The organism is Dokdonella sp. GW821-FHT11D02 (assembly GCF_058808595.1).
On the sequence record NZ_CM179520.1, the window covers coordinates 2,182,649 to 2,208,431 of the forward strand.

Annotated in this window: 22 protein-coding genes; 13 read left to right on the top strand and 9 right to left on the bottom strand. The window is 67.8% G+C overall.

Going from position 1 to position 25,783, the window contains the following annotated elements:
* Window positions 1-7 precede the first annotated feature (7 nt).
* From hslO to AC3QL3_RS09125, 3 genes are read right to left on the bottom strand one after another with little or no spacing between them, the layout of a single operon-like run.
* On the bottom strand, window positions 8-907 hold the full coding sequence (hslO, locus tag AC3QL3_RS09115; RefSeq protein ID WP_492898206.1) for an Hsp33 family molecular chaperone HslO: 900 nt from the start codon (window positions 905-907) through the stop codon (window positions 8-10).
* Window positions 907-4,374 (bottom strand): transcription-repair coupling factor, encoded by a 3,468-nt coding sequence (gene mfd / locus AC3QL3_RS09120; RefSeq protein ID WP_492898208.1) that lies wholly within the window; start codon window positions 4,372-4,374, stop codon window positions 907-909. Before mfd ends, hslO begins: the two co-directional genes overlap by 1 nt.
* 55 nt (window positions 4,375-4,429) lie before the next feature.
* A complete protein-coding gene (locus AC3QL3_RS09125; RefSeq protein WP_492898210.1) occupies window positions 4,430-6,274 on the bottom strand; it encodes a hypothetical protein in 1,845 nt (614 codons plus the stop codon).
* Between the two features lie 166 nt (window positions 6,275-6,440).
* Here AC3QL3_RS09125 and AC3QL3_RS09130 point away from each other — a divergent pair, with 166 nt between their 5' ends.
* Window positions 6,441-7,583: an efflux RND transporter periplasmic adaptor subunit gene (locus tag AC3QL3_RS09130; protein WP_492898212.1), complete on the top strand. Its 1,143-nt coding sequence runs from the start codon at window positions 6,441-6,443 to the stop codon at window positions 7,581-7,583.
* The gene (locus AC3QL3_RS09135; RefSeq protein WP_492898214.1) at window positions 7,580-10,720 is read left to right on the top strand and encodes an efflux RND transporter permease subunit; all 3,141 of its coding nucleotides are present in this window, start codon (window positions 7,580-7,582) and stop codon (window positions 10,718-10,720) included. Before AC3QL3_RS09130 ends, AC3QL3_RS09135 begins: the two co-directional genes overlap by 4 nt.
* Window positions 10,721-10,727: 7 nt before the next feature.
* Here AC3QL3_RS09135 and AC3QL3_RS09140 read toward each other — a convergent pair whose 3' ends face one another.
* The 3 genes from AC3QL3_RS09140 to AC3QL3_RS09150 form a co-directional block, all read right to left on the bottom strand.
* A complete protein-coding gene (locus tag AC3QL3_RS09140) occupies window positions 10,728-11,330 on the bottom strand; it encodes a GNAT family N-acetyltransferase (protein ID WP_492898216.1) in 603 nt (200 codons plus the stop codon).
* 158 nt (window positions 11,331-11,488) lie between these two features.
* Window positions 11,489-11,944 carry a PaaI family thioesterase gene (locus AC3QL3_RS09145; RefSeq protein WP_492898218.1) on the bottom strand — a complete coding sequence of 152 codons (456 nt, stop codon included), beginning with the start codon at window positions 11,942-11,944 and terminating at the stop codon, window positions 11,489-11,491.
* Complete coding sequence (locus AC3QL3_RS09150; RefSeq protein ID WP_492898220.1) at window positions 11,941-12,609, bottom strand: TetR/AcrR family transcriptional regulator; 669 nt, start codon at window positions 12,607-12,609, stop codon at window positions 11,941-11,943. The genes AC3QL3_RS09145 and AC3QL3_RS09150 overlap by 4 nt, the downstream gene beginning before the upstream one ends.
* 34 nt (window positions 12,610-12,643) lie before the next feature.
* On the opposite strand from AC3QL3_RS09150, the gene AC3QL3_RS09155 reads away from it, so the two are divergent.
* The 4 genes from AC3QL3_RS09155 (at window position 12,644) to AC3QL3_RS09170 (ending at window position 17,897) form a co-directional block, all read left to right on the top strand.
* Window positions 12,644-13,897 carry a thiolase family protein gene (locus AC3QL3_RS09155; protein ID WP_492898222.1) on the top strand — a complete coding sequence of 418 codons (1,254 nt, stop codon included), beginning with the start codon at window positions 12,644-12,646 and terminating at the stop codon, window positions 13,895-13,897.
* Window positions 13,898-13,997: 100 nt separating this feature from the next.
* Window positions 13,998-15,077 (top strand): sensor histidine kinase, encoded by a 1,080-nt coding sequence (locus tag AC3QL3_RS09160; RefSeq protein WP_492898224.1) that lies wholly within the window; start codon window positions 13,998-14,000, stop codon window positions 15,075-15,077.
* Window positions 15,070-15,846 (top strand): LytR/AlgR family response regulator transcription factor, encoded by a 777-nt coding sequence (locus AC3QL3_RS09165; RefSeq protein WP_492898226.1) that lies wholly within the window; start codon window positions 15,070-15,072, stop codon window positions 15,844-15,846. Before AC3QL3_RS09160 ends, AC3QL3_RS09165 begins: the two co-directional genes overlap by 8 nt.
* Window positions 15,847-15,944: 98 nt before the next feature.
* On the top strand, window positions 15,945-17,897 hold the full coding sequence (locus AC3QL3_RS09170; protein ID WP_492898228.1) for a pyrroloquinoline quinone-dependent dehydrogenase: 1,953 nt from the start codon (window positions 15,945-15,947) through the stop codon (window positions 17,895-17,897).
* A gap of 34 nt (window positions 17,898-17,931) precedes the next feature.
* Here AC3QL3_RS09170 and AC3QL3_RS09175 read toward each other — a convergent pair whose 3' ends face one another.
* A complete protein-coding gene (locus AC3QL3_RS09175; protein WP_492898230.1) occupies window positions 17,932-18,627 on the bottom strand; it encodes a hypothetical protein in 696 nt (231 codons plus the stop codon).
* Between the two features lie 123 nt (window positions 18,628-18,750).
* Between AC3QL3_RS09175 and AC3QL3_RS09180 the strand changes: the two genes are divergently transcribed.
* The 3 genes from AC3QL3_RS09180 to AC3QL3_RS09190 all read left to right on the top strand — a co-directional run bounded on the left by AC3QL3_RS09180 (window position 18,751) and on the right by AC3QL3_RS09190 (window position 20,083).
* Complete coding sequence (locus AC3QL3_RS09180) at window positions 18,751-19,200, top strand: GNAT family N-acetyltransferase (protein ID WP_492898232.1); 450 nt, start codon at window positions 18,751-18,753, stop codon at window positions 19,198-19,200.
* A gap of 114 nt (window positions 19,201-19,314) precedes the next feature.
* Entirely contained in the window at window positions 19,315-19,575 is a 261-nt protein-coding gene (locus AC3QL3_RS09185; protein ID WP_492898234.1) for a GlsB/YeaQ/YmgE family stress response membrane protein, read from the top strand.
* Between the two features lie 10 nt (window positions 19,576-19,585).
* Window positions 19,586-20,083, top strand: a complete 498-nt coding sequence (locus AC3QL3_RS09190) for a hypothetical protein (RefSeq protein ID WP_492898236.1) — start codon at window positions 19,586-19,588, stop codon at window positions 20,081-20,083.
* Here the strand turns inward: AC3QL3_RS09190 and AC3QL3_RS09195 are convergent.
* Window positions 20,080-21,273 carry a cation:proton antiporter gene (locus AC3QL3_RS09195; protein ID WP_492898238.1) on the bottom strand — a complete coding sequence of 398 codons (1,194 nt, stop codon included), beginning with the start codon at window positions 21,271-21,273 and terminating at the stop codon, window positions 20,080-20,082. The genes AC3QL3_RS09190 and AC3QL3_RS09195 overlap by 4 nt on opposite strands.
* 37 nt (window positions 21,274-21,310) lie before the next feature.
* Window positions 21,311-21,685: a winged helix-turn-helix transcriptional regulator gene (locus tag AC3QL3_RS09200; protein WP_492898240.1), complete on the bottom strand. Its 375-nt coding sequence runs from the start codon at window positions 21,683-21,685 to the stop codon at window positions 21,311-21,313.
* A 207-nt stretch (window positions 21,686-21,892) separates the two neighbouring features.
* Between AC3QL3_RS09200 and AC3QL3_RS09205 the strand changes: the two genes are divergently transcribed.
* The 4 genes from AC3QL3_RS09205 (at window position 21,893) to cmk (ending at window position 25,676) form a co-directional block, all read left to right on the top strand.
* On the top strand, window positions 21,893-22,501 hold the full coding sequence (locus tag AC3QL3_RS09205; RefSeq protein WP_492898242.1) for an NAD(P)-dependent oxidoreductase: 609 nt from the start codon (window positions 21,893-21,895) through the stop codon (window positions 22,499-22,501).
* A 10-nt stretch (window positions 22,502-22,511) separates the two neighbouring features.
* Window positions 22,512-23,309: a 4,5-DOPA-extradiol-dioxygenase gene (gene ygiD, locus AC3QL3_RS09210; protein WP_492898244.1), complete on the top strand. Its 798-nt coding sequence runs from the start codon at window positions 22,512-22,514 to the stop codon at window positions 23,307-23,309.
* A gap of 99 nt (window positions 23,310-23,408) precedes the next feature.
* On the top strand, window positions 23,409-24,887 hold the full coding sequence (locus tag AC3QL3_RS09215; RefSeq protein ID WP_492898246.1) for a WS/DGAT/MGAT family O-acyltransferase: 1,479 nt from the start codon (window positions 23,409-23,411) through the stop codon (window positions 24,885-24,887).
* A 102-nt stretch (window positions 24,888-24,989) separates the two neighbouring features.
* Window positions 24,990-25,676, top strand: coding sequence for a (d)CMP kinase (gene cmk / locus AC3QL3_RS09220; RefSeq protein WP_492898248.1), 687 nt, complete (start codon window positions 24,990-24,992; stop codon window positions 25,674-25,676).
* Window positions 25,677-25,783: the final 107 nt, after the last annotated feature.

Genomic DNA, 25,783 nt, shown 5'->3' on the forward strand with positions numbered 1-25,783 from the left:
ATCGGCTTCAATGCCGCGTCGGCGGCGCGTCCGTCGGTGCGTCCGCGGCGAACACCGCGGCGATGTCGGCCTCGTCGAACACGTAGCGGCGGTTGCAGAACTCGCAGGTGATCTCGACCGAGCCTTGTTCGGCCAGCACCGATTCGTTTTCCTCGCGGCCGAGCGAGCGCAGCATGTCGGCGACGCGTTCGCGCGAGCAGGTGCAGCCGAACGCGAGCGGCTGCGCTGGTTGCAGGCGCACGTCTTCTTCGTGGAACAGGCGCAGCAGCACCTGTTCCGGCGCCAGGTCGAGCAGCTCTTCTGTCGTCAGCGTGGCCAAGAGATGCTGCGCGCGGTTCCAGCCGTCGGCGTCGCCGAGCGGCGCGCCGCCGCTGAGCGCGATCTGCTGCAGCATCAGGCCGCCGCAGCGTTCGGCGTCGGCCGCCAGCACGAGCCGGGTCGGCAATTGTTCGGAGCGTTCGAAGTAGCTCTCGAAAGCGCGGGTGAGGTCGTCGCTTTCGACCGGCACCAAGCCCTGGTAGCGCGCGTCGGTGGCGGCGTTCTCGATCGTGATGGCGAGGCGCGCGCCGGGCTCGAGGCGCGGTGTGCGTGTCGCGCTCGGGTCGATGCGAGCGATGCCGCGCAAGACGCCGTCGTGGGTGCAGTCGGCGAACAACAGACGCAGCGCACCGCTGTCGCGCAGATGGATCGACAGGCGTCCTTCGAATTTCAAAGGGCTGGTGAACAGCGCGCTCGCCGCCAGCGTGCTGCCGAGCAGCTGCGCCAGCGGATCGGCGTAGTCGCCGTTCGCGCGCACGCGCTGCCAGGTGCGTTCGAGGCGCACGATCGCGCCGCGCACACCGGCGCGTTCGAGTTGGAAGCGGTGCAGGAAATCGTTCGGATCGTCGGACATGGAATCGTCGGGCATCAGGCCGCTTTGCGCGCGCCGAGCGCGGCGAGCAGGTCGTTGGCCGCGCGCAGGCGCTCGGTGGCGCCTTCGAGCGGCATCTTGAATTTGAGTTTGTCCTGGCCGTCGAGCGCGTACACGCGCGGCTGCGACTGGATCAGGCGGATCACGGTCAGAGGTTCGATCGCCGGCTGCGGACGGAAGATCACGCGGCCGCCGTTGGCGCCGAGTTCGAGCTTGCGGATGCCGAGCGGGGTCGCTGCGAGTTTCAGCGCGGTCACCGCGAACAGGTGCTTGAGCGGATCGGGCAGGAGGCCGAAGCGGTCGATCATCTCGACCTGCAGTTCGCGCAATTGCTCTTCGTTGTGCGCGCTGGCGATGCGCTTGTACAAGGTCAGGCGCGTGTTGACGTCGGGCAGGTAGTCGTCCGGAATCAGCGCCGGCAGATGCAGTTCGACTTCGGCCTCGTGCTCCTGAGTCAGATCGAAGTCGGGCACCTTGCCTTGCTTGAGCGCGCGCACGGCGCGGTCGAGCATGTCGGTGTAGAGCGAGAAGCCGACCTCTTCGATCTGGCCGCTCTGTTCCTCGCCGAGCAGTTCGCCGGCGCCGCGGATTTCCAGATCGTGCGTGGCGAGGGTGAAGCCGGCGCCGAGTTCGTCGAGCGAGGCGAGCGCGTCGAGGCGCTTCTCCGCGTCGGCGGTGATCGAACGGCCTTCCGGCACCATCAGGTAGGCGTAGGCGCGATGGTGCGAACGGCCGACGCGGCCGCGCAGCTGATGCAGCTGGGCCAGTCCGAAGCGGTCGGCGCGGTTGATGATGATGGTGTTCGCGCTCGGCACGTCGATGCCCGATTCGATGATCGTGGTCGCCACCAGCACGTTGAAGCGCTGGCGGTAGAAGTCGAGCATGATCTGTTCGAGCTCGCGGTCGGGCATCTGGCCGTGCGCATAGCGGATGCGCGCATCGGGCATCAGTTCGCCGAGTTCGCGCGCGGTCTTCTCGATCGTTTCGACGTCGTTGTGCAGGAAGTAGACCTGGCCGCCGCGCGCGTGCTCGCGCTGCATCGCTTCGCGGATCAGCGCCGGATCGTAGGGGCCGATGAAGGTCTGCACGGCGAGGCGGTGCGCCGGCGGCGTGGCGATGATGGAGAGATCGCGCAGGCCGGCCATCGCCATGTTCAGGGTGCGCGGAATCGGCGTCGCGGTCAGGGTCAAAAGATCGACCTCGGCGCGCAGCTTCTTCAGCGCTTCTTTCTGGCGCACGCCGAAGCGCTGCTCTTCGTCGATGATGACGAGGCCGAGATCCTTGAAGCGCACGTCGGACTGGACCAGCTTGTGCGTGCCGATCATCACGTCGATCTGGCCGGCGGCGAGCTTTTCCAGTGCGCTGCCGATTTCCTTCTTCGATTTGAAGCGCGACAGCACTTCGACGCGGATCGGCCAGTCGGCGTAGCGGTCGCGGAAATTCTGATAGTGCTGCTGCGCCAATAGCGTGGTCGGCGCCAGCACGGCGACCTGCTTGCCGGCGGTGGCGGCGACGAAGGCGGCGCGCAGCGCGACTTCGGTCTTGCCGAAGCCGACGTCGCCGCAGACGACGCGATCCATCGGCCGCGCCGCGGCGAGATCGGCGGTGACCGCTTCGATCGCGGTGGCCTGGTCGGGCGTTTCCTCGAACGGGAAGGCGGCCGCGAACTGTTCGGTCATCTCGCGATCGACCACGATCGCGGTGCCCTGGCGCGCTTCGCGCTGCGCGTAGATCGCGAGCAGTTCGGCGGCGACATCGCGCACCTTCTGCGCGGCTTTCTTCTTCGCGCGCTCCCAAGCATCGCCGCCGAGCGCGTGCAGCGGCGCCAGTTCCGGCGCGGTGCCGGAGTAGCGCGAGACCAGCTGCAGCTGCGCCACCGGCACGTACAGCTTGTCGCCCTTGGCGTATTCGATGGCGAGGAACTCGGCCGGACCGTCGCCGTTCTGGCGCGCGCCGACGTCGAGCTTGACCAGGCCTTGATAGCGCCCGACGCCGTGATCGATATGCACGATCGGCGCGCCGACCGAGAGTTCGGACAAATCACGCAGCACCGCTTCCGGATCGCGCGCGGCGCGCTTGCGCCGGCGCACCTGCTGCACGCGCTCACCATACAGCTCGCGCTCGGTCAGCACGGCCAGCGCCGGCTCGTTCAAGGCGAAGCCTTGTTCGAGCGGTGCCACCGCGATGCCGAAGCGATTGCCGTCGGCGGCGAATTCGCGCCAGCCGGCATAAGTTTGCGGGCGCAGCTGCGCGGCGGCGAGCTGTTCGATCAGCCCTTCGCGGCGGCCGGCCGAATCGGTCGCGATCAGCACGCGGCCGCTGTAGGCGGACAGGAAACGGCGCAGCGCGTCGCCGGGCTCTTCGCCTTTGCGATTGAGCGGCAGCGACGGCGCCGGCTGCGTGCCGAGGTCGACCGCGTGTTCGTTCGCGCCCTTGGCGACGATGTCCACGCGCGGCACCAGGTTGAGGCGCTCGCGCAACTGCTGCGGCGGCAGATACAGCTCGGCCGGCGGCAGCACCGGACGCTCGACGTCGTGCGCGCGCTGCTCGTAGCGCTGGCCGGTCTGGGTCCAGAACGTTTCGGCCGCTTCCAGCACGCCTTCGCCGAGCACGAACAGGGCGTCGTCGGCGAGATAGTCGAACAAGGTTTCGGTGCGCGCGAAAAACAGCGGCAGGTAGTATTCGATGCCGGCCGGCGAGGCGCCTTCCTTGATGTCCTGGTACAGCGGACAGCGGCGCGGATCGATCGGGAAGCGTTCGCGCAAGGTGTTGCGGAACGCTTTCGCCGACTCCTCGGTCAGCGGAAATTCGCGCGCCGGCAGCAGGCGCACCGATTCGACTTTGTGCGCCGAGCGCTGCGTCTCCGGATCGAAGCTGCGGATCGAGTCGATCTCGTCGTCGAACAGTTCGATCCGATACGGCTCGGCGCTGCCCATCGGGAAGATGTCGAGCAGGGCGCCGCGCACGGCGAAATCGCCCGGTTCCTGCACCTGCGGCACGTTGCGGTAGCCGGCAGCTTCGAGGCGGCGCTGCTCGGCCAGCAGATCGAGTTTCTGCTTGACCTCGAGCACCAGCCCCGAACCGGTCACGTAGCTGCGCGGCGCCAGCCGCTGCATCAGCGTCGCCACCGAGGCGACCAGCACGCCGCGGCGCAGGCCCGGCAGGCGGTAGAGCGTGGCGATGCGCTGCGAAACGATTTCCGGATGCGGCGAGAACAGGTCGTAGGGCAGGGTTTCCCAATCGGGGAATTGCAGCACCTCGACCTCGCTGCCGGCGAACACCGAAAGCTCCGCTTCGAGCGCGTGCGCGGCGTGCGTATCGGAGGCGACCGCGACGACCACGCCGGCGTGCGCGCGCGCGGTTTCGGCCAAGCTCAGCGCGAGCGCGGAACCGTGCGGCGCGGACCAGTAGCGGCGTTGCTTGGCCGAAGTCGGCAGAGGCGGGCGAATCAGCGGCGAGGACATGCGTTCGGGAGTGGCGCGGTGGCGGCGCGAGCGGCCGCGAACCAAGCCGTGCAGTTTAATCGATCGGGGCGCGCTGCGCGCGGAAGACGACCACGTCGAGCGCGTCCGGGCTGCCGCTGCGCAGGAGCAAGTCGATTCGGGCCGGGGCGTTCGCGCTGCAGGCGTCGCAGGCGTAGACGGTGGAAACGGCGTCGCGCGCCTTCGCCTGGAGCCTGCGGCCGTCGATGCTGACCTCGCTTTCGTAAGCGTTGCCGAAGGTCCAGGCGAGATTGCTGACGACGAGATACTCCTCCGGCCCGAGCGCGAGCTGCGTGCGCGACTCCTGCATCGTCGTCGGCGAGATCGCATGCGCCGGATAGATCGGTGCGGTCTGCGCTGCGATTGAGCGCCCCGGCGGCAACGGCTGCGCGCGCACCAGGCCGAGCGGACCGAGGCGGTGTTCGGGTTCGGTGTCGAGCTGCGCGAACAGCGCACGCGACAGGCCGAGCCAATGCTCGCGTCCGGCTTCGGCGCCGCCGGCGAGCGCGTCGCTGCGTCCGCAGGCGAGGCGCATCTCGATCCGGTAGTTCATCAGCACGTGGCTGGCGTAGACGCCGTGCAGGCTCGGCGCCGGCTGCGAGCAGAGAAAACGGCCGCTGGCATCCATCGCATAGGCCGGCATCAGCAGCAACGGTTGGCTCGGCGAGGGCGCCTGTTTGACGTCGAGCAGCGGCCACCAGCCGAACGGCCATGCACCGCGCACCTGCAAGCGCGCGGCGGCGTGGCCGGCGCAGACGGCGAGTACGAACGCACCGAGGACGATCGAGGCGCGTGCGCTCGCGGCGAACGCGGATGCGCCGAGGCCGGCCAGGCCGAGTGCCCACGCGCCGGCGCCGATCGCGTACAGCGGCGCGGCCATGTAGAACGGCGTGATGTCGCGCAGCGTAGCGATGGTGATCGTGCTGATCGCCAAGGTCGAAACGGCAGCGAGCACGATCGGACGCGTGGCCGGCACGCGGCCCAATCGAATCAGCCCGAACGCGCCGAGCGCGCCCAGCGCCAGAACCAGCGCGAGCACGAGCTGCACGACGGTGGACGGCCACGCCAGCATCGTCTCCAGCCAATAGCGCAGGCCGCCGACCATCGTCGCCGCGAACAAGCTTCCGGAAGAAGCCAGATTGGCGAGGAAACCGGTGTTCGCGAGATAGCTGTTCGCGTTGCCGAGATCGGCGAAGCCGTGCGTCGCGTCCGCGTACACCGACGGCAGCAGCGGCGCCAACGCGATCGCCGCCGCGACGGCCAGCGCGCGCCAGCCGCACTCGCCGCGTGCGAGCGCACGCACGCAGACCGCCAGACCGAGCCAGGACAAGGCCAGCGCCGCGGGATGCGCGTGCAGCGCGAGAGTGAAGCACACGGCCATGCCGAACAGATATTTGTTGCGCGCGCGACGTGCGTAGCGGATCGCGCACAGCACGAAGGCGAGCATCAGCGGCGGCGCCAGCTGCGGGTGAGAGGGCAGCAGCGCGTTGAACGCGCCCCAGCCGGGAAGCACCAGCAAGGCCGCCCATAGCATCCCGGCGCGGCGATCGTGCAGCGCCTTGCCGGCGAGATAGGCGAGCGGAATCTGCGTCGCCGCGAGCAGTCCGAGCACGAGCGAGGTGGCCAGCCAACTGCGCCCGTCCAAGCCGAGTATCGCTGCGAGTAGGTAGTACCAGATCGGCCCCAGGTGCAACGAGGCGCCGTTCAGGAGCGGGCCGGTCAACGGGAATTCCTGCCCCTGCCACAAACGCAGCGCCACGAAGATGTCGCGCGCGTAGTCCATCGTCGCTGCGCCGTACAATGCGGGCGCGACGACGAGCAAGGTGAACGCGGCGAGCGCGCCGTTGCGGGCGGCACGGCGGCTGAGGAGATCGGCGAGCATCGTGAGCCGGCATGATCGCGATCGGTTCGGTGCGCCGCAAGTCCGGCGCAATTGGCGCGGGCCGAAAGTCATGGCGTCTCTTTACTTGGGTTTACCGGGGCTCGCGGAACCTCGGTTGCTGCGATCGTTCACAATGTAAATCGTTCTGGGTATTGGATTTCGAGGAATGCGACGACGCGTCTTTCCACGCAGCCGCATCATGGCGCTCGCCCTGCTGGCGAGCGTCGTTGCGGCTTGTTCGAACGAGCGCGCACCGCCGAAGGCGCAAGCCGTGCCGGTCAGCGTGACGCGCGCGATCGTGCGCGACATGCCGGTGCTGGCGACGGCGCCGGGCAGCGTGGAGACGATCAACAGCGTCGCGGTGAAGGCGCAGATCGACGGGCAGTTGTTCGAATCGCTGGTGGCGGACGGTGCCGACGTCGCCAAGGGGCAGCTCTTGTTCCGCATCGATCCGCGCCCGGCGCAGGCGGCACTGCAGCAGGCGCAATCGGCGCTGGCGAAGGATCAGGCGACGCTGACGCAGGCGCGCTCGCAGGTCGAGCGTTATCGCGACGTCGCCGCCAAGGGTTACGTTTCGGCCGACCAGATGGAGCAGTACCGCACCAATCTCGGTGTCGCGCAGGCGGCGGTGAAGGTCGACGAAGCGAATGTCGCCGCGGCCAAGCTGACGCTCGGCTACACCGAGATCCGCTCGCCGATCGCCGGTCGCATCGGCCGTATCCTGATCCAGCCCGGCAACGTGGTGCGGGCGAACGACACCAATCCGCTCGTCGTCATCAATCAGGTCGAACCGATCTACGTCAATTTCGCCTTGCCGAGCGCCTCGCTCGGGCGCGTGCTGACGGCGCAGAAGCAGGCGCCGCTTGCGGTCAAGGCCAACGTGATCGGGCTCGATCAGCCGATCGAAGGCAAGGTCGCCTTCATCGACAACGCGGTCGACAGCACCACCGGCACGATCAAGCTGCGCGGCGAATTCGCCAATGCGGAACATCTGCTGTGGCCCGGGCAGCTGGTCGGCGTCAGCCTGACGCTCGGCCACGACACCAACGCGGTCGTGCTGCCCGATCCGGCGGTGCAGAACGGTCCGAACGGAACCTACGTCTTCGTGGTCAAGCCCGACCAGCGCGCCGAGCAGCGCGCGGTCAAGATCGCGCGCGTGGTCGAAGGCCAGGCGGTGATCGAAGGCGGCCTCGCCGCCGGCGAAACGGTGGTGCTCGACGGCCAGTCGAGAGTCGAGGACGGCGCGCTCCTGAAGATCGACGAGTCGTCTGTCGCGCGCGTCGGCCAGGCCGCGGAAGCGGCGCGGTGAACGTTTCGGAAATCTTCGTGCGCCGCCCGGTCATGACCGCGCTGGTCATGATCGGCATCCTGGTCTTCGGTGTGGTCGGTTATCGCTCGCTGCCGGTTGCGGCGCTGCCGAACGTCGATTTCCCGACCATCTCGGTCAGTGCCAGCCTGCCCGGCGCATCGCCGGAAACGATGGCCTCGGCGGTGGCGACGCCGCTCGAGAAGCAGTTCTCGACGATCCCTGCGATCGATTCGATGACCTCGCAGAGCGCGCTCGGCTCGACCAACATCACCTTGCAGTTCGCGCTCGACCGCAACATCGACGCCGCCGCGCAGGACGTGCAGGCGGCGATCTCGGCCGCGTTGCGCCAGCTGCCGACGCAGATGACCACGCCGCCGACCTTCCGCAAGGTCAATCCGGCCGACTCGCCGATCTTCTACATCGCCTTCACCTCCAAGACGCTGCGCCTGTCGACCTTGAACGAGTTCGCCGAGAACACGCTGGCGCAACGCATCTCGATGGTCGGCGGCGTGGCCCAGGTCAACGTGTACGGCTCGCAGAAATACGCCGTGCGCATCGACCTCAATCCCGACGCGCTGTCGGCGCGCGGGCTCGGCATCGACACCGTCGCCGATGCGGTCGGCCGCGGCAACGTGAACCTGCCGACCGGCACGCTGTACGGTCCCAATCGCGTCTACAACGTGATGGTCGACGGCCAGATGTTCGACGCCGCCGCGTTCGGCGATCTGATCGTCAGCTACCAGAACGGCGCGCCGGTGCGCCTGAAGGACATCGCCAACGTCTACGACGGCGTGCAGAACGACAAGGGCGGCGCGCTGCTCAACGGCGAGCGCGGCGTCGTGCTGGCGATCCAGAAGCAGCCCGGCGCGAACACGATCGAGGTCGTCGACGACATCAAGAAGCTGCTGCCGGCGTTCGAACGTTCGCTGCCGGCCGGCGCCGATCTCAACGTCATCTACGACCGTTCGCAGAGCATTCGCGAGTCGGTCGCCGAGGTGAAGTTCAGCCTGCTGCTGGCGCTGGCGCTGGTGGTGCTGGTGATCTTCCTGTTCCTGCGCAACCTGTCGGCCACGGTGATTCCGTCGCTGGCGCTGCCGATGTCGATCGTCGGCACTTTCGCGATCATGTACGCGTTCGGCTTCAGCATCGACAACCTGTCCTTGATGGCGCTGACCTTGGCGGTCGGCTTCGTCGTCGACGACGCCATCGTCATGCTGGAGAACATCGCGCGCCACATGGAGATGGGCAAGGACCGGCTCACCGCCACGCTCGACGGCGCGCGCGAGATCGGCTTCACCATCGTCTCGATGACTTTGTCGCTGGCGGCGGTGTTCATCCCGGTCATGTTCATGGGCGGCATCGTCGGGCGTCTTTTGAAAGAGTTCGCGGTGACCATCGTCGCCGCCGTGCTGGTGTCCGGTTTCGTCTCGTTGAGCCTGACGCCGATGCTGTGCAGCCGCTGGCTGCGCTCGCCGCATTCGATCCGACACGGCCGCGTCTATCAGTGGAGCGAGCGCGCCTTCGACGCCGCGCAGGACTTCTACCGGCGCACGCTGGAGGCCTGCGTGCGGCATCCGCGCAGCATGCTGACCCTGTTCATCGTGCTGGTCGCGGTGACCGCGGCGATGGTGGTGAAAGTGCCGAAGGGTTTTCTGCCCAACGACGACACCGGCCAGCTGTTCGTGTTCACGCAGGCGGCGCAGGACATCGGCTTCGACGGCATGCTGGCCAAGCAGCGCGCCGCGGTCGAGGTCATCCGCACCAATCCGAACGTCGCCAACACGATGGCCTTCGTCGGCGCCGGCGGCGCCAGTTCGACCTTGAATCAAGGCCGCATCATCGTGAACCTGAAGCCGCCGCACGAGCGCGACAGCGCCGACGCGGTGGTGCAGCAGCTGCGGCCGAAGCTGCAGAGCATCGCCGGCCTGCAAGCGTTTCCGCAGAACCTGCCGCTGATCCGCATCGGCGGCCGCCTGACCAACAGCGCCTATCAGTTCGCCTTGCAGGACACCGACAGCAAGCGCCTGTTCGAATGGACGCCCAAGCTGGTCGCGGCCCTGGTCAAGCAGCCGGGCTTCCTCGACGTCACCAGCGACATGCTGATCGCCAATCCGCAGCTCGACGTCACCCTCGACCGTGATGCCGCGGCGGCCTACGGTGTCACCCCGCAGGCGATCGAGAACGCGTTGTACTACGCGTTCGGTCCGGCGCAGGTGTCGACGATCTACACCGACTCGGATCAGTTCTGGGTGCTGCTGCAGGTCGATCCGAAACGGCAGGCCGACACCTCGGTGCTGTCGTCGATCTACGTCACGCCGACCCTGCCGCCGAAGACCACCGCCGGCGACGCCACCGCGACGCCGACCGCGCAGCTGGTACCGCTGTCGGCGGTCACGCGCACCGGCCGCTCGGTCGGCGCTGCGACGATCAATCATTTGGGCCAGGTGCCGGCGACGACGGTGTCGTTCAATCTGGCGCCGGGTACCTCGCTCAGCGACGCGGTCGCCGCGGTCGATCGCGTCGTCGCCGAACTGAAGATGCCCGAGACGATCACGACGTCGTTCCAGGGCACGGCGCAGTCGTTCCAATCCTCGGTCGCCGGCATGGGCGTGCTGCTTCTGCTCGCCGTGTTCGTGATCTATCTCGTGCTCGGCATCTTGTACGAGAGCTTCATCCATCCGCTGACGATCTTGTCCGGCCTGCCGACCGCGATCTTCGGCGCGCTCTTGACCTTGATGGTGTTCGGCAAGGATCTCGACCTGTACGGCGCGGTCGGCCTGATCATGCTGATCGGCATCGTCAAGAAGAACGCGATCATGATGATCGACTTCGCCCTGGAGAAGCAGCGCGAAGGCGAGCAGGCGGCGCAGGCGATCGTCGACGCCAGCGTGATCCGCTTCCGTCCGATCATGATGACGACCTTCGCCGCGCTGATGGGCACCTTGCCGATCGCGCTCGGCTTCGGCGCCGGCGCCGAAGCGCGGCGGCCGCTCGGCCTCGCCGTGGTCGGCGGCTTGATCACCTCGCAGCTGTTGACGCTCTACATCACGCCGGTGATCTATCTCTACTTCGAGCGGCTGCAGGAGCGCTTGCAGCACCGCCGCACTCAGGCCGAGGCCCGCGCGGCGAGCGTGTGAGCCGTCGTCAGCCGGTGGCGAGGCGCGGATCGGAGAGATCGAAGCGCACGCGCAGTGTATCCGACTCGCCGGCGATCGCCTCGCGCTCGGCGCCGAGGCGGCTGGCGAGATCGAGCATCGCGGCGTTCTCGGTCAGCACCACGCCCCACAGCTCGCGCAAATTCCGGCGCCGGCTCTCGGCGATCAAGCGCCGCAGCAAGGCGCGGCCGACGCCCTGGCCGGTCAGCGCGGGATCGACGATCAGCGCGAACTCGGCGCTGTCCAGGGTGCGGTCGACGTACAGGCGTCCCTCGCCGCGGATCTCGCCGTCGGCATCGACCGCGACGTAGGCCGCGCCGCGCTCCGGGTCGACATTGGCGAGCAGATGCGCCATCTGCGGCGACAGCTCGTTCATGCGGTAGAACACGCGCAAGCGAATCTGCTCCGGCGTCAGCCGCGCGAAGCCGCGTTGCAGCGCGTCGACGTCGTCGGGGCGGATCGGGCGCAGCCACAGGCGGCGGCCGTCGAGGGTATCGAACGGCTCGCCTTCGTGCGTCGCTCGCTGGGGTGCGAGGCGGCGCTCGCGGCGCGGCGGGCGGGTAGGGGAGTGGTAGGGAGTCATGTGCTGCATTGCACAATATCCGAAGCCGGCGCTGCGTGCGACCGCTTCGGGCGCACACGTCAGCGCGCAGTCAGCAATGAAAAAATCGTCAACTTCGGCAAAATGACTGCTAACGTCGATTAAGTTGCACTCTACTGAATCGCCGTTCCGCGCCTTTCAAAGGCGGCTCACGGCGCCCGCTCGAACACCAGCAAGGTCGAGGTCGCCGACGCGTACAGCTTGCCGGCAGCGTCCTTCAAGGTCGCTTCGGTGAACCCAGCACGGCGACCGAAGCTCAGCACGCGTCCTTCGGCGCGCAGTCTGCCGGTGTCCTGCGTGATCGCTCGGTGATAGGCGATCTTGAGTTCGAGCGTCGTATACGCCTGCCCCGGCACGAGCTTGGAATGCGCGGCGCAGCCGCAGGCCGAGTCGAGCAGGGTCGCGGCGTAGCCGCCGTGCACGCTGCCGATCGGGTTGTACAGGCGCAGGCTGGGCGTGCTTTCGAACGCGGCGAAACCGTCGCCGGCTTCGACCAGGTTGAAATCCAGCGTGTCGCCGATCGGCGGGCGACCGCCGAGGGCGATCATTTTCTGCAGCTGTTCGAGGCCGGTCAGGCCGGGCGGGAATTCGGCGACGAGGTTCATGCGGGATTCTCCAGATGGAAGCGGCGGCGCAGCGCCTGTTTCGAATGCGCGAGGATCGCGTCGGAGCGCTTGGGGTCGGTTTCGGCGCGCGCCATCGCCAGCGCACCGACCAGTTCGGCCAAGAGCGAATCGGTTTGCGCGTCGGCGTCGGCGTGACCGAGTTGGGTGAATTGCGCGGCGATCAGCGCGTGGATGCGGCGTGTGCCTTCGGCGTAGCGCTTGCGCGCGTCGGCGTTCAGGCGCGGCAGGTCGGAAGCGAGTGCGGCGATCGGGCAGCCGCTGTGTCTGGCGTCGCGATGCGTTCGCGACAGATAGAAGCGGACGTAAGCGTCCAGCACTTCGGTCGGGTCACGGCCGGCAGCAGCCTCCAGCGCCAGCGCTTGCCGTTCGTCGAACATCTGCGCGATGGCGGCCGCGACCAATGCGTCCTTGGACGCGAAATGCGCGTAGAAGCCGCCGTGGGTGAGTCCGGCCTTCGCCATCACCTCGGCGACGCCGACGCGATCGGGGCCGTCGCGGCGGATCGCGGCGGCGGCGGCCTTGAGCAGGGTCTTGCGCGTGTTCTGTTTGTGCTCGGCGTCGTAACGCATCGTTGCGGCGGGACTGGTTTTTAATATGATTGACGTCATATTATCGCACGATTCGAGCGCCAGCGTTCCCCTCATTCGTCGTTCCCCTCATTCGTCAAGGAGTAATGCGATGTCGGACATCTACCTCGTTCCCGGTCTGCGCACGCCGTTCGTCAAGGCCGGCGGCGTCTATGCCAAACATTCTTCGATCGACCTGTCGGTGCCGCTGGTGCAGGCGATGGCGGCACGCGCGCGGCCCGACTTCCTGGTTTGGGGCCAGGTCATCACGCATCCGGACGTCTCCAACATCGCACGCGAAGTCGTGCTCGATGCCGGCGTCGATCCGACCATTCCGGCGTTCTCGACCACGCTCGCCTGCTCGACCAGTTTCATGGCCGCGATCGAGGCCGGCGCGATGCTCGGCCGCGGCGGTGCGCACCTCGCCCTGGTCGGCGGCAGCGAGTCGATGAGCCACGTGCCGATCGCGCTGAAGCAGCGCGTCGCCGACGAGCTGATGTTCTTGTTCGCCAAGGACAAGGCCGCCGCCGCCGAGCGCCTGGCGAAGATCTCCGCCGGCGATTTCAACTTGCCGGCGCGCGGCTGGGCCAATCGCAAGAGCGGCCGTTCGATGGGCGAGCACACCGAAGACACGGTCAAGCATTTCGGCATCTCGCGCGAGGACCAGGACGCGCGCGCGCTGGCGAGTCATCAAGGCGCGATCAAGGGTCAGGACGAAGGCTTCTTCGACGACCTGATCCTGCCGTTCGACGGCGTCGCGGTCGACAACCTGCCGCGCCGCGACACCTCGGCGGAACGGCTCGCCGCGCTGAAGCCGGCGTTCGATGCGGTCGCCGGCACCATCACCGCCGGCAACGCCTCGCCGCTGACCGACGGCGCCGCCGCGTTGTGGATCGCCGACGGTGAAGGTCTGGCCCGGCTCGGCCTGCAGCCGACGGTGCGTCTGGTCGACTGGGAGCTGGCCGCGATCGACTACCTCAAGGGCGAGGAAGGCATGCTGATGGCGCCGGCGCGCGCGATTCCGCGCTTGCTCGCGCGACATCGCCTGAGTTTCGCCGACATCGCGTCATGGAACGTGCACGAAGCGTTCGCGGCACAAGTCGTGGCAAATCTGCGGCTCGCCGCCGATGCGAACTATCGCAAGCAGCAAGCCGGTATCGACGCCGATCTTGGCGCGTTTCCGTGGGAGCGAGTCAATCCGCACGGCGGCTCGATCGCGATCGGCCATCCGTTCGCCGCGACCGGCGCGCGTGTGCTGAGCCAGGCGGCGAAGGAACTGGCCGCGATGCCGAGCGGCTCGCGCGGCATCGTTTCGCTCTGCGCCGACGGCGGCTCGGGCACGGTCGGCTTGCTCGAACGCGTCTGAGGTCCCGCTCGCGGCAGCGGCCGTCCCGCCGGTCCCGCCGATCTTGTCGCTGCACCGAGGCTGCGTTGCAATCGCGCCCTCGGCGCGGCGACGATGAGCGATGAAGAGCGGCAAAGCAGCGAGCGGAAACGGCAGGTTCTGGCTGGTCTATGCCGGCGTCTGGCTCGCGCTCGGGCTGTGGCACGGCGTCAATGCGATCATCGGCCTGCGCAATGCCGGCAGCGATCTGGCGGCGTGGAAACCTTTGAGTTGGGAATTGAGCAGCGCCACTGTGATGGCGCTGCTGGCGCTCGCCTTGCTGCGTTTCGAACGTGCGGTGCCGCTGTCCGGTGCCGGCTGGTTGCGGCGCTTGCCGCTGCACTTGCCGGCCGCGCTGGTGTTCTCGCTGCTGCATACGCTGACGATGGTCGGCATCCGCAAGCTGGTCTACGCGGCTCATGGCGAATACTACGATTTCGGCGATTGGCGCCTGGGTCTGTTCTACGAATTCCAGAAAGATCTCATCACCTACGCGATGATCGTCGGCATCGGCGTCGGCTGGCGCTGGTGGCAGGAACGGCGTGCACACGAACTCGCCGTGATCCGGCTCGAGCGCGATCTCGGCGCCGCGCGGCTGGCCCAGCTCACCGCGCAGATCGAGCCGCATTTCATGTTCAACACCTTGAACGCGATCTCCAACCGCATGCACGAAGACGTCGATGCGGCCGATCGCATGATCGCCGCGTTCGCCGATCTCTTGCGCGCGGCGTTGAGCGAATCGGGCGAGGCCGAGGTGCGCGTCGCCGACGACGTGGTCTGGCTGGAGCGCTATTTCGAGCTGATGCGCGAGCGTTTCCGCGGCAAGCTGAGCACGCACATCGCGGTGGCGGCGGAGGCGCGCGATGCGCGCATTCCGCGCCTTCTGTTGCAGCCCTTGGTCGAGAACGCGTTCGAACACGGACTGGCGAGTGGGCGCGGGCGGGTCGAAGTCACGATCGCGACGCGCGGCGATCGTCTGCTCTGCACGATCGAGGACGACGGCAGCGGCATCGCGCCCGATTGCGCACCCGGCGTCGGCATCGCCAACGTTCGCAGCCGGCTCGAACTGTGCTATCCGCGCGATCATCGCTTCGCAATCGCCGCGCGCGCGGGCGGCGGCACGCGCATCGAGATCGAGCTGCCGTGGCGCCGTCATGACTGAGATTCGCATCGCCATCGTCGAGGACGAACCGCCGGCGCGCGCCAAGCTGCGGCGGCTGTTGGCCGAACAGCCCGGCTATCGCGTGGTGGCCGAAGCGGAGGATCTCGCCGGCGGCCTCGTCGCGTTGCGCGAGAGCCAGCCCGATCTGCTGTTTTTGGACATCCGCCTAGGTGCCGACAACGGCTTCGACCTGCTCGCGCGCGCGCCGTCGCCGCTGCCGCTGGTCGTGTTCACCACGGCGTATCACGAGCACGCATTGCGCGCGTTCGAAGTGGCGGCGCTCGACTATCTGCTCAAGCCGTTCGATCGCGAGCGCTTCGCGCGCAGCCTGGCGCGCGTGAGCGAGCGGCTGGCCGAGCGACGCAATGACGACGACGGCGCCGCCTTGGCGCAAGAGCGCCTGCGCCGGCTCGACACCGGCTTGACGCGCCTGCCGCGGCTGCAACGCCTGGTCGTGCACGAGCGCGGCCGTTCGCTGATCGTGCCGCTGGCCGAGGTGCGCCGGTTCAGCGCAGCCGGCAACTACGTCGAGGTGCATACGGCGGCACGGCGGCATCTGATCCGCGCGACGCTTTCGCGCTTGGCGCAGCGCCTCGATCCGAGCGAGTTCCTGCGCGTGCATCGCTCGCATCTGGTGCGCGCCGATTTCGTCGCCGCGATCGCGCCGTGGGCGCACGGCGATCTCAAGCTGAGCTTGCACGACGGCAGCGAGCTGATGTTGAGCCGGCGCTATCGCGCCTTGCTGCCGCCGACGTTCCCGACCGCGTAAGGCTCCCGTTCGTCCCGCGGCGCGTCCGCGTCGTCACCTTTTGCTTGCGCGCGTCGTGCACGCCCGCTGCAATCGCGCTGTTCAATCGGAGCAGAACGATGCGTATTCTTCTCATAGCGGCCGTGATCGGCGCCGCCTCGGCCCAATCGGCGACGTTCGACTGGAATGCCTACGGCGGCGACGGCCGCGGTCAGCGGCACGCGCCGCTGGCGGAGATCACCCCGGCCAACGTCGCCGAACTCGAACTCGCCTGGACCTTTCGCACCGGCGAACTCGGCGCCGGCTTCGAGCGCGCGAGCGAGGCGCTGACGTTCGAGGCGACGCCGCTGAAGATCGGCGACACGCTGTACTTCAATACCGCGACCGGCAAGGCGTTCGCGCTCGACGCGGCGAGTGGGCGCGAGCGTTGGCGTTTCGATGCCGAGGTCGAGCGCTCGCGCGATTATTCGGAAATGACCACGCGCGGAGTCAGCTGGTGGCGCGATGAAAGCGCGAACCCGCCTACGGCGTGCGCCGAACGCATCTTGTTCGCCACCATCGATGCGCGCCTGCTCGCGCTCGATGCGAAGAGCGGCAAGCGTTGCGCCGATTTCGGCGCGAACGGCGAGGTCGACTTATCCAAAGGCGTACGCGCGAGCGCGCGGCGTCTGGGCCAGTACCAGGTCACCTCGCCGCCGGCGATCGCCGGCGACGTCGCCGTGGTCGGTTCTTCGATCGGTGACAACGGCGGCACCGATCTCGAGCTCGGCGTCGTGCGCGCCTACGATGTGCGCAGCGGCAAGCTCTTGTGGCATTGGGATCCGATCCCGCGCGCGGCGAAGATTCCGGCCGCGGCGAACGATCCGGAATTCGGCGAGATCGACGCGCAGGCCGCGCATTGGACCGGCGCCGCCAACGCCTGGGCGCCGTTCGCGCTCGACGCCAAGCGCGGCCTGGTGTTCGTGCCGACCGGCTCGGCCAGCCCCGATTTCTTCGGCGGCATGCGGCCCGGCGACAACCGCTGGGCCAACTCGGTGGTCGCCTTGCGCGTGGCCGACGGCGCGCTGGTCTGGGGCCGGCAGCTGATCCATCACGACTTGTGGGACTACGACACCGCCTCGCAGCCGATGCTGATCGAGCTCGATCGCGGCGGCGCGAAGATTCCCGCGCTGGTGCAATTGACCAAGACCGGCCAGGTGTTCGTGCTCAATCGCGAGAACGGCGAGCCGGTCTTTCCGATCGAAGAGCGCGCGGTGCCACAAGGCACGGTCGAAGGCGAAACGCCAGCGCCGACGCAGCCGTTCTCGTCGCTGCCGCCCTTGGTCTCGCACGCGAAGGTGACGCCGGAGGACGCTTGGGGCGTGAGCTTCTGGGATCGCGACGCCTGTCGCGAGCAGATCGCCGCGTTGCGCAGCGAAGGCATCTTCACGCCGCCGAGCCTGCAAGGCACGATCGAGCGGCCCGGTTACGCCGGCGGCTCGAACTGGGGCAGCGGCGCCTGGGATCCGCAGCGCAAGCTTCTGATCGCAAACGTGATGGATCTGCCGTTCGTGGTCGCGCTGATCCCGCGCGCCGAACTCGACGCGCAATACGACTCGGGCTTGTACAAGGGTTGGGAATTCGCGCGCCAGAGCGGCACGCCGTATGCGATGCGGCGCAGCTTGCTGAAGTCGCCGTTCGGCGCGCCGTGCACGGCGCCGCCATGGGGCAAGCTGGTCGCGCTCGATCTGGACAAGGGCACGATCGCGTGGTCGAAGCCGCTCGGCACATCGCGCGACCGCGCACCGTGGCCGTTCTGGGACATCGAAGGCGCGCCGAACATGGGCGGTCCGCTGACCACGGCCGGCGGCCTGATCTTCATCGGTGCGACCACCGACAACTTCCTGCGCGCGTTCGACAGCGCGAGCGGGGTGGAAGTGTGGAAAGCGCGGCTTCCGGCCGGCGCGCAGGCGACGCCGATGAGCTACGAGTCGGGTGGGCGCCAGTACGTGGTCGTCGCGGTGGGCGGCCACGCCAAGCTCGGCACGACCATCGGCGACTACGTGCTCGCTTACGCGTTGCCGAAGCGATGAGCGCCAGCGCGCCGGCGCTCGCAGCGGCGACGCTTCAATCGCCGCCGAACTGCAGGCCTTCGACGATCGTGCGGCCATCGGGCAGGCGCGGAATGCGCGCCCAGCCGACCAGTCCTTCGCGCGTCTTCACCAAGTAATCCGGACTGTGGCCGTGCACGTCTTCGCCGTCGGTCGCGTTGAGCAGGATCGTCAGCGCGGCACCGGCATCCAGCGTGATCGATGCTTGCTTTATGTCACCGCCGCGCTGTGCGGTCAGCGCCAGCGGCGCTTTGGTGCGCGCCTCGATGCCGACGTAGCGCAAGGGCTGGGTGACTTCGAGATAGCGCTTGCCGTCGTAGCGGAACAGCCGGCGCCGGTCGTACATCGAATCGCTCTGGCCGGATACGTAGATGTCGCCGTCGGCGCGAAAGACGAAGTCTTTGGCGGCGGCTTCGAAGATCGTGCTGCGCGGATCTTCGGCGTCGAGCAAGAGGCGGCAGGTCGGATCGTCGTTCGGACCGGAGTCGCACGTCAGTGTTGATGACGGCAGGCCGCGGCCGAGATCGAAGCGTAGCGGCTGCGAGGCGTGTACGCCGGCTTCGGTGTAGGCGTCGAGGTAGGCGGCGCGGCGTTCCGGCGTGCTCGCCTTGCCGGCCGGATAGCGGATGCGTACGCCTTCCTGCTTGAGTTCGAGCATCGCCAGTTGCGGTGGCGCGGCACTCGGCGCCGGTGTCTGAGCGAAGGCGGGCATGGCGAAGGCGAGGCGAACAGTGTGCAAGGGATCGGATGCATCGGTACTCCAGTGACGATTGTGCGAGCGTCGCGCGCGCGATCTCGTGCTAGCGTTCGACCCGGCGCGAACGAGAACAGAGGCATGGGCGATCACCACGAACGCGGCGCGGACGCGCTGGTATTTTCCACGGATCGCGCGCGCCTGGACATCGACCTGATCCACGCCTTCTTGAGCGGCGAGTCGTACTGGGTGCGCGGCATCCATCGCGAACTGGTCGAACGCGCCATCGCCCAATCGCTCTGCTTCGGTATCTACGAAGACGGGCGTCAGCTCGCCTTCGCGCGCGTCGTCACCGACGGCGTCGGCTTCGCCTATCTCGCCGATGTGTTCGTGGTGCCCGAGGCGCGCGGGCGCGGGCTCGGCAAGCGTCTGGTCGAGTTCGCTCTGAGCCATCCGGACCTGCAACGCATCCGCCGCTTCCTGCTGGCGACGCGCGATGCGCACGGCTTGTACGCGCAATACGGCTTCGCGCCGCTGTCCGCGCCCGAGCGCTTCATGGAGCGCTACGACGCCGACGCCTTGTCGCGCTGAGCGATGCTGTGAACAAAGGTATCGAAAGGATCGCGTAAGCATTCCTGCGTAGCGTGCTCATCGTGCCAGCCGCCGGCTCGGCTATGCGTTTCAGCGCACGCGAGGAGTGACTTCATGAGCTTGATCTGGACCATTCTGATCGGTTTCGTCGTCGGCTTGCTGGCGAAGTTCTTCACCCACGGACCGGGGCCGAAAGGTTTCTTCCTGACCGCCGCGCTCGGCATCGCCGGTTCGCTGGTGGCGACCTTCGTCGGGCGCGCCTTGCACTGGTACGCAGCCGGGCAATCGGCCGGTTTCATCGGCGCGCTGATCGGCGCGCTGGTCTTGCTGTTCGTCTATCACATCGCGATCAAGAGCCGCGGCCCGACCGCCTAGGAGCACGACGATGGCGCTACTCAACGACATACTCAATCGCTATCTAGGCGGCCAAGCGAATGCAGGTTCCGCGGCGGACGATTTCGGCCACGTGGCGCAGAACGTGCCGCCGGACGTGCTCAGCAAGGGCATCGGCGCGGCGTTCGGATCGAACGCGACGCCGGACGTCGGCCAGATGGTCGCGCAGATGTTCGCCAATGCGACGCCGGAGCAGCGCGCAGCTTTGCTAAACCACTTGGCCGCTGCGCTCGGTCCGAACGCCGGCGCGGTGCTCGGCGGCCTGCTCGGGCAGGGCGGCGCGGTCGCCACGGTGACGCCGGACCAGGCGCAGCAAGTCGATCCGCAGCAGGTGCAGGTCGCCGTCACTCAAGCGCAGCGGCACGATCCGAGCGTGGTCGACGGTCTCAGCGATTTCTACGCGCAGCATTCCGGCTTGCTGAAGACGCTCGGCGGCGCGGCGCTGACGATCGCGCTGGCGAAGATTTCGCAGCACATGAAGACCGCCTAACGCGGCGTGTCGGACGCCGGCTCCGCGGGTGCGCGCAAGAGCCAGGACAGCACCGGCGGCGTGACGATCGAGGTCAGCAGCGACATCGCCACGATCACGGCGTAGGTCTGATCGGTGAACACGCCGGCGGCGAGGCCGAGGCTGGCGATGACCACGCCGACCTCGCCGCGCGGCACCATGCCGACGCCGACGATCAGCGCGCTGCGGCGACCGAGCGAGAGCGCGCCGAGGAAGCCGCCGATCAGCTTGGAGCCGATCGCGATCACGGTCACGACCAGCAAGGCCCACAGCGCGGCGCCGCTGGCGAACACGGCGAGGTCGATCTTGGCGCCGGTGATGACGAAGAAGAACGGCGTCAGCAGCGCCAGCAGCGGCTGCATCTGATGTTCGAGCTCTTCGCGCTGGTGCATTTCCGAGGCGATCATGCCGGCCAGGAACGCACCGATGATCGCGGCGAGGCCGAACTCGGTCGACAGATAGGCGAGGCCGAGGCAGATCGCGAGCGCGATCGTCAGCGGCGACAGCGGATTGATCGGGCGATCGAGCCAATGCGCGCGCTTGCGCATCACGCGCGTACCGACCCAGCCGATGATCGCGACGAAGCCGATCGCCTGCGCTAGCACCAGTAACAAGCCGGCGACATTGACGCCGGCGTCGCCCTGCAGAGACGTGACCACGCCGAGCAGCAGCATGGCGAGGATGTCGTCGATCACGGCGGCGCCGAGGATCACGCGGCTTTCGATGCGTGTCAGCACACCCAGTTCCTGCAGCACGCGCGCGGTGATGCCGGCCGAGGTCGCGACGAAGGCGGCGGCGACGAACATCGACTTGGTCCATTCGAAGCCGCTGCCGTGCGCCCACAGCGCGCCGAGCACGAACGGCACGATCACGCCGAGCACGCCGACCAGGAAGGCGCTCTTGCCGACCTTCTTCAGATCGTCCAGCCGCGTCTCCAGACCAACCGAGAACAACAGCAACACCACGCCGATCTCGGCCAGCACGTCGAGCGGCATGCCGCTCGCGATCTGGTCCTTGCCGATCAAGCCGAGCGCGGCCGGGCCGATCGCGCAACCGGCGAGGATTTCGCCGACGACGCCGGGCAGTTTCAGCCGTTGCGCGAGTTCGGCGCCGATCTGCGCGGCGACGAAGATTGCGAACAAGGCCAACAAGATTTCGGCGCCGTGGTGCATGAAGAGGTTCCGGTTGTGCGTCGCGGGTCGAAAGGGTTTAGGCGTCCGCCGTGGGACGCTGCGGCTCGTGCTGTTTCGCGTCGAATGCGCGCTGCGCGGCCTGCACCGATTGGATGTTCTGCTCGGCCCAGGCGATCAGCGCGCTGAGCGAATGCGCCAGCGTACCGCCGAGCGGCGTGATGCTGTACTCGACCGTCACCGGCACGGTCGCGAACGCGGTGCGGCTGACCAGTCCGTCGCGCTCGAGCCGCTTGAGCGTCTGCGACAGCACCTTCTGCGACAGTCCTTCGATCTTGCGCAGCAGCGCGTTGAAGCGCCACGGGTGCTGGCTCAAGAGGCCGAGCACCAGGGTGGCCCATTTGTCGGCGACGCGATCGAGCACGATCCGGGTCGGACAATCGGAGGCGTACACGTCCCACGGCGTGGCCGCGTTCGTGGGCGGTTTCTCCGCGGTAACCAGGTGAGTTTGCGGTGCGTTCTTCACGGCGGCGGCAGGCGACCCTATAGTTTCCGAAGGAGTGCAGATGATTTTTGGATACTACCAGCCTTCGTCGCCGCGGCGGACCCTTGTTCCGTTCGGGCGGCAGGCATCTTCCTTTTCATTGATGGAGAAACCGCTATGAGCCTCGCCCTGATCGGCGCCTCCGGCAACGCCGGCACGCGCATCCTGAAAGAACTGACCGACCGCGGCCATGCGGTCACCGCGATCGCGCGCCATCCGGACAAGATCGCCGCGCTTCCCGGCGTGACGGCGAAGGCCGGCGACGTGTTCGACCGCGCCGGTTTGGCTGCGTTGCTGCGCGGACACGAGATCGTCGTCAGCGCGGTGCACTTCAGCGCCAGCGATCCGCGAATCTTGATCGATGCGGTCAAGGATGCCGGCGCCCGGCGCTACCTCGTGGTCGGCGGCGCCGGCAGTCTCGAGGTCGCGCCCGGCGTGGCCTTGGTGACGACGCCGGATTTTCCGGAGATGTACAAGCCCGAGGCGCTCGCCGGCAGCCGCTTCCTCGATCTCTTGCGCGCCGAGCCGGAATTGGACTGGACCTTCCTGTCACCCTCGGCCGTGCTCGAACCGGGCCATCGCACCGGCAAGTTCCGCCTCGGCGGCGATCAGCTCCTGGTCGGCGCGCACGGCAGTCGCATCTCGTTTGAAGACTATGCGGTCGCGCTGGTCGACGAGATCGAAAAGCCGGCGCACAGTCGCCGTCGTTTCACCGTCGGTTATTGAGGATCTCGACGTGACCACGCTCGCCGATCTGCCCGCCACGCCGCGCATGCCGGCCCTGTTCGTCGGCCACGGCAGCCCGATGAACGCGATCGAGGACAATCGCTGGAGTCGCGAGTGGCGCGAGCTCGGCGAGCGCCTGCCGCGGCCGCAAGCGATCCTGTGCGTGTCCGCGCATTGGATGACGCGCGGCGCCACGCTCGTGCACGTCGGCGAGCGGCCGCGCACCATCCACGATTTCGGCGGCTTCCCGGCCGCGCTGCACGCGCAGCAATACCCGGCGCCTGGCGCCCCGCTAGCGGCCGCGGCGACGATCGCTTCGGTCTACACGACGGCGGTGCGGCCAGATCAAGAGTGGGGTCTGGATCACGGTGCCTGGTCGGTGCTGGCGCGCATGTTCCCGCGCGCCGACGTGCCGGTGTTCCAGTTGTCGCTGGACCTGTCGCGCGACGCGGCGGCGCAGTTCGAGCTCGCGCGCGAATTGAAGCCGCTGCGCGAGCGCGGCGTGCTGATCGTCGGCAGCGGCAACCTGGTGCACAACCTGCGCTTGCTGCGGCCGGGCGGGGCGACTTACGACTGGGCTGAAGAATTCGACGCGCGCATGACCGCAGCGCTCGATCGGCGCGATTTCGGCGCCGTCGTCGAGGCACCGCGGCTCGGCGATCTGATGCGCATGGCGCATCCGACCATCGAGCATTTCCTGCCGCTCTTGTTTCCGCTCGGCGTCGCCGATGCGGCGGACGAACTCGCCTGGTTCAACCAAGGATTCGATCTCGCCTCGATTTCGATGCGTTCGTTCGTGCTGTCCTGAGTTCGAGCGGGCGCGGGTGTCACGGTTGCGTTTTCGCCGGGTCGCCCGGATGCTAGGGCTCGAAGTCTCCGGCGCGTACCGGAGGCATGGGGAGGCGCCATGATCGATGCGGAGCGCGGCGGGCGCGAGGCGATGTCCAAGGTCGACACCGCCTGGTTGCGCATGGAGCGGCCGACCAACCGCATGATGATCACCGGCGTGCTGATGTTCACCGGCTCACTCGATCCGGCCAAGTTCAAGCTGCTGCTGCTGGAACGCTTTCTCGCCTTTCGCCGCTTCCGCCAGCGGGCCGAGACCGGCGTCAAAGGCGCGTACTGGAGAACGGATACCGAGTTCGACATCGACGCGCACGTGCGCGTCGCCGCGTTGCCGGGCGCGGCCGGCAAGAGCGAGCTCGAGGCTTTCGTCAGCGAACTCGCCTCGGCGCCGCTCGATCGCTCCAAGCCGCTTTGGCAGTTTCACGTGGTGGAAAACTACCGCGCGCCCGATGGCACCGAAGGCAGCGTACTGATCGCGCGCATCCACCATTGCTACGCCGACGGCCTCGCCCTGGTGCAGGTGCTGTTGTCGCTGACCGACACCGCGCCGCAGCCGGAAGCGCATGCGGAGCTGGCGAAAACCTGGCTCAAGCGCGACCGCGGCAGCGTGCTCGAGCGTCTGCTCGAACCGATGCAGGGCGGCCTGCAAAAGGCGCTCGCGGTCGGCGAGAAGACCTGGAGCAAGATCGCGCAGATGCTGGCCGATCCGGGCGCGGCGGCCGAGATCGCGCACGAGGGCAGCGAGATCACGCGCGAACTGGCGATCGCGCTGACCTTGTCCGACGATCCGCCGACCGCGCTGAAAGGCGAGCTCAGCGTGACCAAGCGCGTCGCCTGGGCCGAGCCGCTGCCGTTGGAAGAGGTCAAGCTGCTGGGCAAGGCGATGGGCTGCACCGTCAACGACGTGCTGCTGGCTTGTGCCGCCGGCGCGATCCGCAGCTACTTGCGCGAGGGCGGCGAAGACGTCGACGGCCTGACCATTCGCGCAACCGTGCCGGTCAACCTGCGCCCGCTCGAACACGCCAAGAAGCTCGGCAATCATTTCGGGCTGGTCTTTCTCGATCTGCCGATCGGCGAGCCGAACCCGCTGCGCCGCCTCGAACGCGTCGCCGCCTGCATGCGCGAGCTGAAAGGGCGGCGCCAGGCGATCGTCGCGTTCGGCCTGCTCGCCGCGCTCGGCATGGGACCGGCGGTGCTGCAGCAGCCGGCGCTGGAACTGTTCAGCCGCAAGGCGACGGCGGTGGCCACCAACGTGCCCGGCCCGCAGCAGCCTTTGTATCTGACCGGGGTCGAGGTGCGCGAACTGATGTTCTGGGTGCCGCAGACCGGCTCGATCGGCCTCGGCTTGTCCATCCTCAGCTACAACGGCCGCGTCTATTTCGGCGTGATCGGCGACAGCCGGCGCGTGCGCGATCCGGATGCGATCGTGCAGCGCTTCGACGCCGAGTTCGAAAAGCTCATGCTGATTCCGCTGATGGAAGACTGGAGCGAAGACATCACGCCGGCCGACGCCGCGGCGACGCTCGCGCGCTACGGCTGACGGAGTCATTCCCCCGCCGCCGCTTGCGGGGGAGGGCGGGCAGCAGGGCAGACCGCCCGCCGCGAAGTGCGTAAAATCTACCGTTTCCGGCGGCGAGCGCGCATGAGCAAGCCCGACAAACCCGTTCCCGTACTGACCATCGACGGCCCGTCCGGCTCCGGCAAGGGCACCATCAGCCGCGCGGTCGCCGATGCGCTCGGCTGGCATCTGCTCGATTCGGGCGCGATCTACCGCGCGGTCGGCTACGCCGCCGGTATGGCCGGCATCGACTTGTCCGACGCCGCCGCGGTCACGCGCTGCACGGAGACGACCAAGATCGTTTTCCGCGATCCCAAGGACGGCGGCGAGACGCGCGTGGTGGTGAACGGCCACGACGCCACCGACGAAATCCGCACCGAAACCTGCGGGGCGGCCGCCTCGGCGATCGCCGTGATCCCGGCCGTACGCGCCGCCTTGCTCGACAAACAGCGCTCGTTTCGCAAGCCGCCGGGCCTGGTTGCGGACGGGCGCGACATGGGCACCGTGGTTTTCGCCGACGCCCCGTACAAGGTGTTCCTCACCGCCAGCGCCGACGAGCGCGCACGCAGGCGCTATAAGCAGTTGAAGGAAAAGGGGTTGGCTGTTACACTTTCAACCCTTTTGCGCGAGATCGAAGCGCGCGACGAACGCGATGCGAACCGCAAGGTCGCTCCGCTTCGACCGGCGACTGGGGCGCTGATCGTCGATACGACCGGAATTTCGGTGGACGAGGTCGTGGCCAGCGTGCTGGCCGTGGTTCAGTCCGCCTGACTTGGGTTTTGCAGCTTTGTGTTGGGAAGTGCGGACAGGACGTCCGCTGCTCGAGCTTCGCGGTCGAGGACGATCGCAAAAACGCAACACCTCGCCCGCAAGGGCAA

What these genes read in the sequence shown, in the direction of transcription:
- hslO (WP_492898206.1), bottom strand. Translation starts at nt 907, where the DNA reads ATGCCCGACGATTCCATGTCCGACGATCCGAACGATTTCCTGCACCGC.
- mfd (WP_492898208.1), bottom strand. Translation starts at nt 4,374, where the DNA reads ATGTCCTCGCCGCTGATTCGCCCGCCTCTGCCGACTTCGGCCAAGCAA.
- AC3QL3_RS09125 (WP_492898210.1), bottom strand. Translation starts at nt 6,274, where the DNA reads ATGCTCGCCGATCTCCTCAGCCGCCGTGCCGCCCGCAACGGCGCGCTC.
- AC3QL3_RS09130 (WP_492898212.1), top strand. Translation starts at nt 6,441, where the DNA reads ATGCGACGACGCGTCTTTCCACGCAGCCGCATCATGGCGCTCGCCCTG.
- AC3QL3_RS09140 (WP_492898216.1), bottom strand. Translation starts at nt 11,330, where the DNA reads ATGCAGCACATGACTCCCTACCACTCCCCTACCCGCCCGCCGCGCCGC.
- AC3QL3_RS09145 (WP_492898218.1), bottom strand. Translation starts at nt 11,944, where the DNA reads ATGAACCTCGTCGCCGAATTCCCGCCCGGCCTGACCGGCCTCGAACAG.
- AC3QL3_RS09150 (WP_492898220.1), bottom strand. Translation starts at nt 12,609, where the DNA reads ATGAGGGGAACGCTGGCGCTCGAATCGTGCGATAATATGACGTCAATC.
- AC3QL3_RS09155 (WP_492898222.1), top strand. Translation starts at nt 12,644, where the DNA reads ATGTCGGACATCTACCTCGTTCCCGGTCTGCGCACGCCGTTCGTCAAG.
- AC3QL3_RS09160 (WP_492898224.1), top strand. Translation starts at nt 13,998, where the DNA reads ATGAAGAGCGGCAAAGCAGCGAGCGGAAACGGCAGGTTCTGGCTGGTC.
- AC3QL3_RS09165 (WP_492898226.1), top strand. Translation starts at nt 15,070, where the DNA reads ATGACTGAGATTCGCATCGCCATCGTCGAGGACGAACCGCCGGCGCGC.
- AC3QL3_RS09170 (WP_492898228.1), top strand. Translation starts at nt 15,945, where the DNA reads ATGCGTATTCTTCTCATAGCGGCCGTGATCGGCGCCGCCTCGGCCCAA.
- AC3QL3_RS09175 (WP_492898230.1), bottom strand. Translation starts at nt 18,627, where the DNA reads ATGCCCGCCTTCGCTCAGACACCGGCGCCGAGTGCCGCGCCACCGCAA.
- AC3QL3_RS09180 (WP_492898232.1), top strand. Translation starts at nt 18,751, where the DNA reads ATGGGCGATCACCACGAACGCGGCGCGGACGCGCTGGTATTTTCCACG.
- AC3QL3_RS09185 (WP_492898234.1), top strand. Translation starts at nt 19,315, where the DNA reads ATGAGCTTGATCTGGACCATTCTGATCGGTTTCGTCGTCGGCTTGCTG.
- AC3QL3_RS09190 (WP_492898236.1), top strand. Translation starts at nt 19,586, where the DNA reads ATGGCGCTACTCAACGACATACTCAATCGCTATCTAGGCGGCCAAGCG.
- AC3QL3_RS09195 (WP_492898238.1), bottom strand. Translation starts at nt 21,273, where the DNA reads ATGCACCACGGCGCCGAAATCTTGTTGGCCTTGTTCGCAATCTTCGTC.
- AC3QL3_RS09205 (WP_492898242.1), top strand. Translation starts at nt 21,893, where the DNA reads ATGAGCCTCGCCCTGATCGGCGCCTCCGGCAACGCCGGCACGCGCATC.
- AC3QL3_RS09215 (WP_492898246.1), top strand. Translation starts at nt 23,409, where the DNA reads ATGATCGATGCGGAGCGCGGCGGGCGCGAGGCGATGTCCAAGGTCGAC.
- cmk (WP_492898248.1), top strand. Translation starts at nt 24,990, where the DNA reads ATGAGCAAGCCCGACAAACCCGTTCCCGTACTGACCATCGACGGCCCG.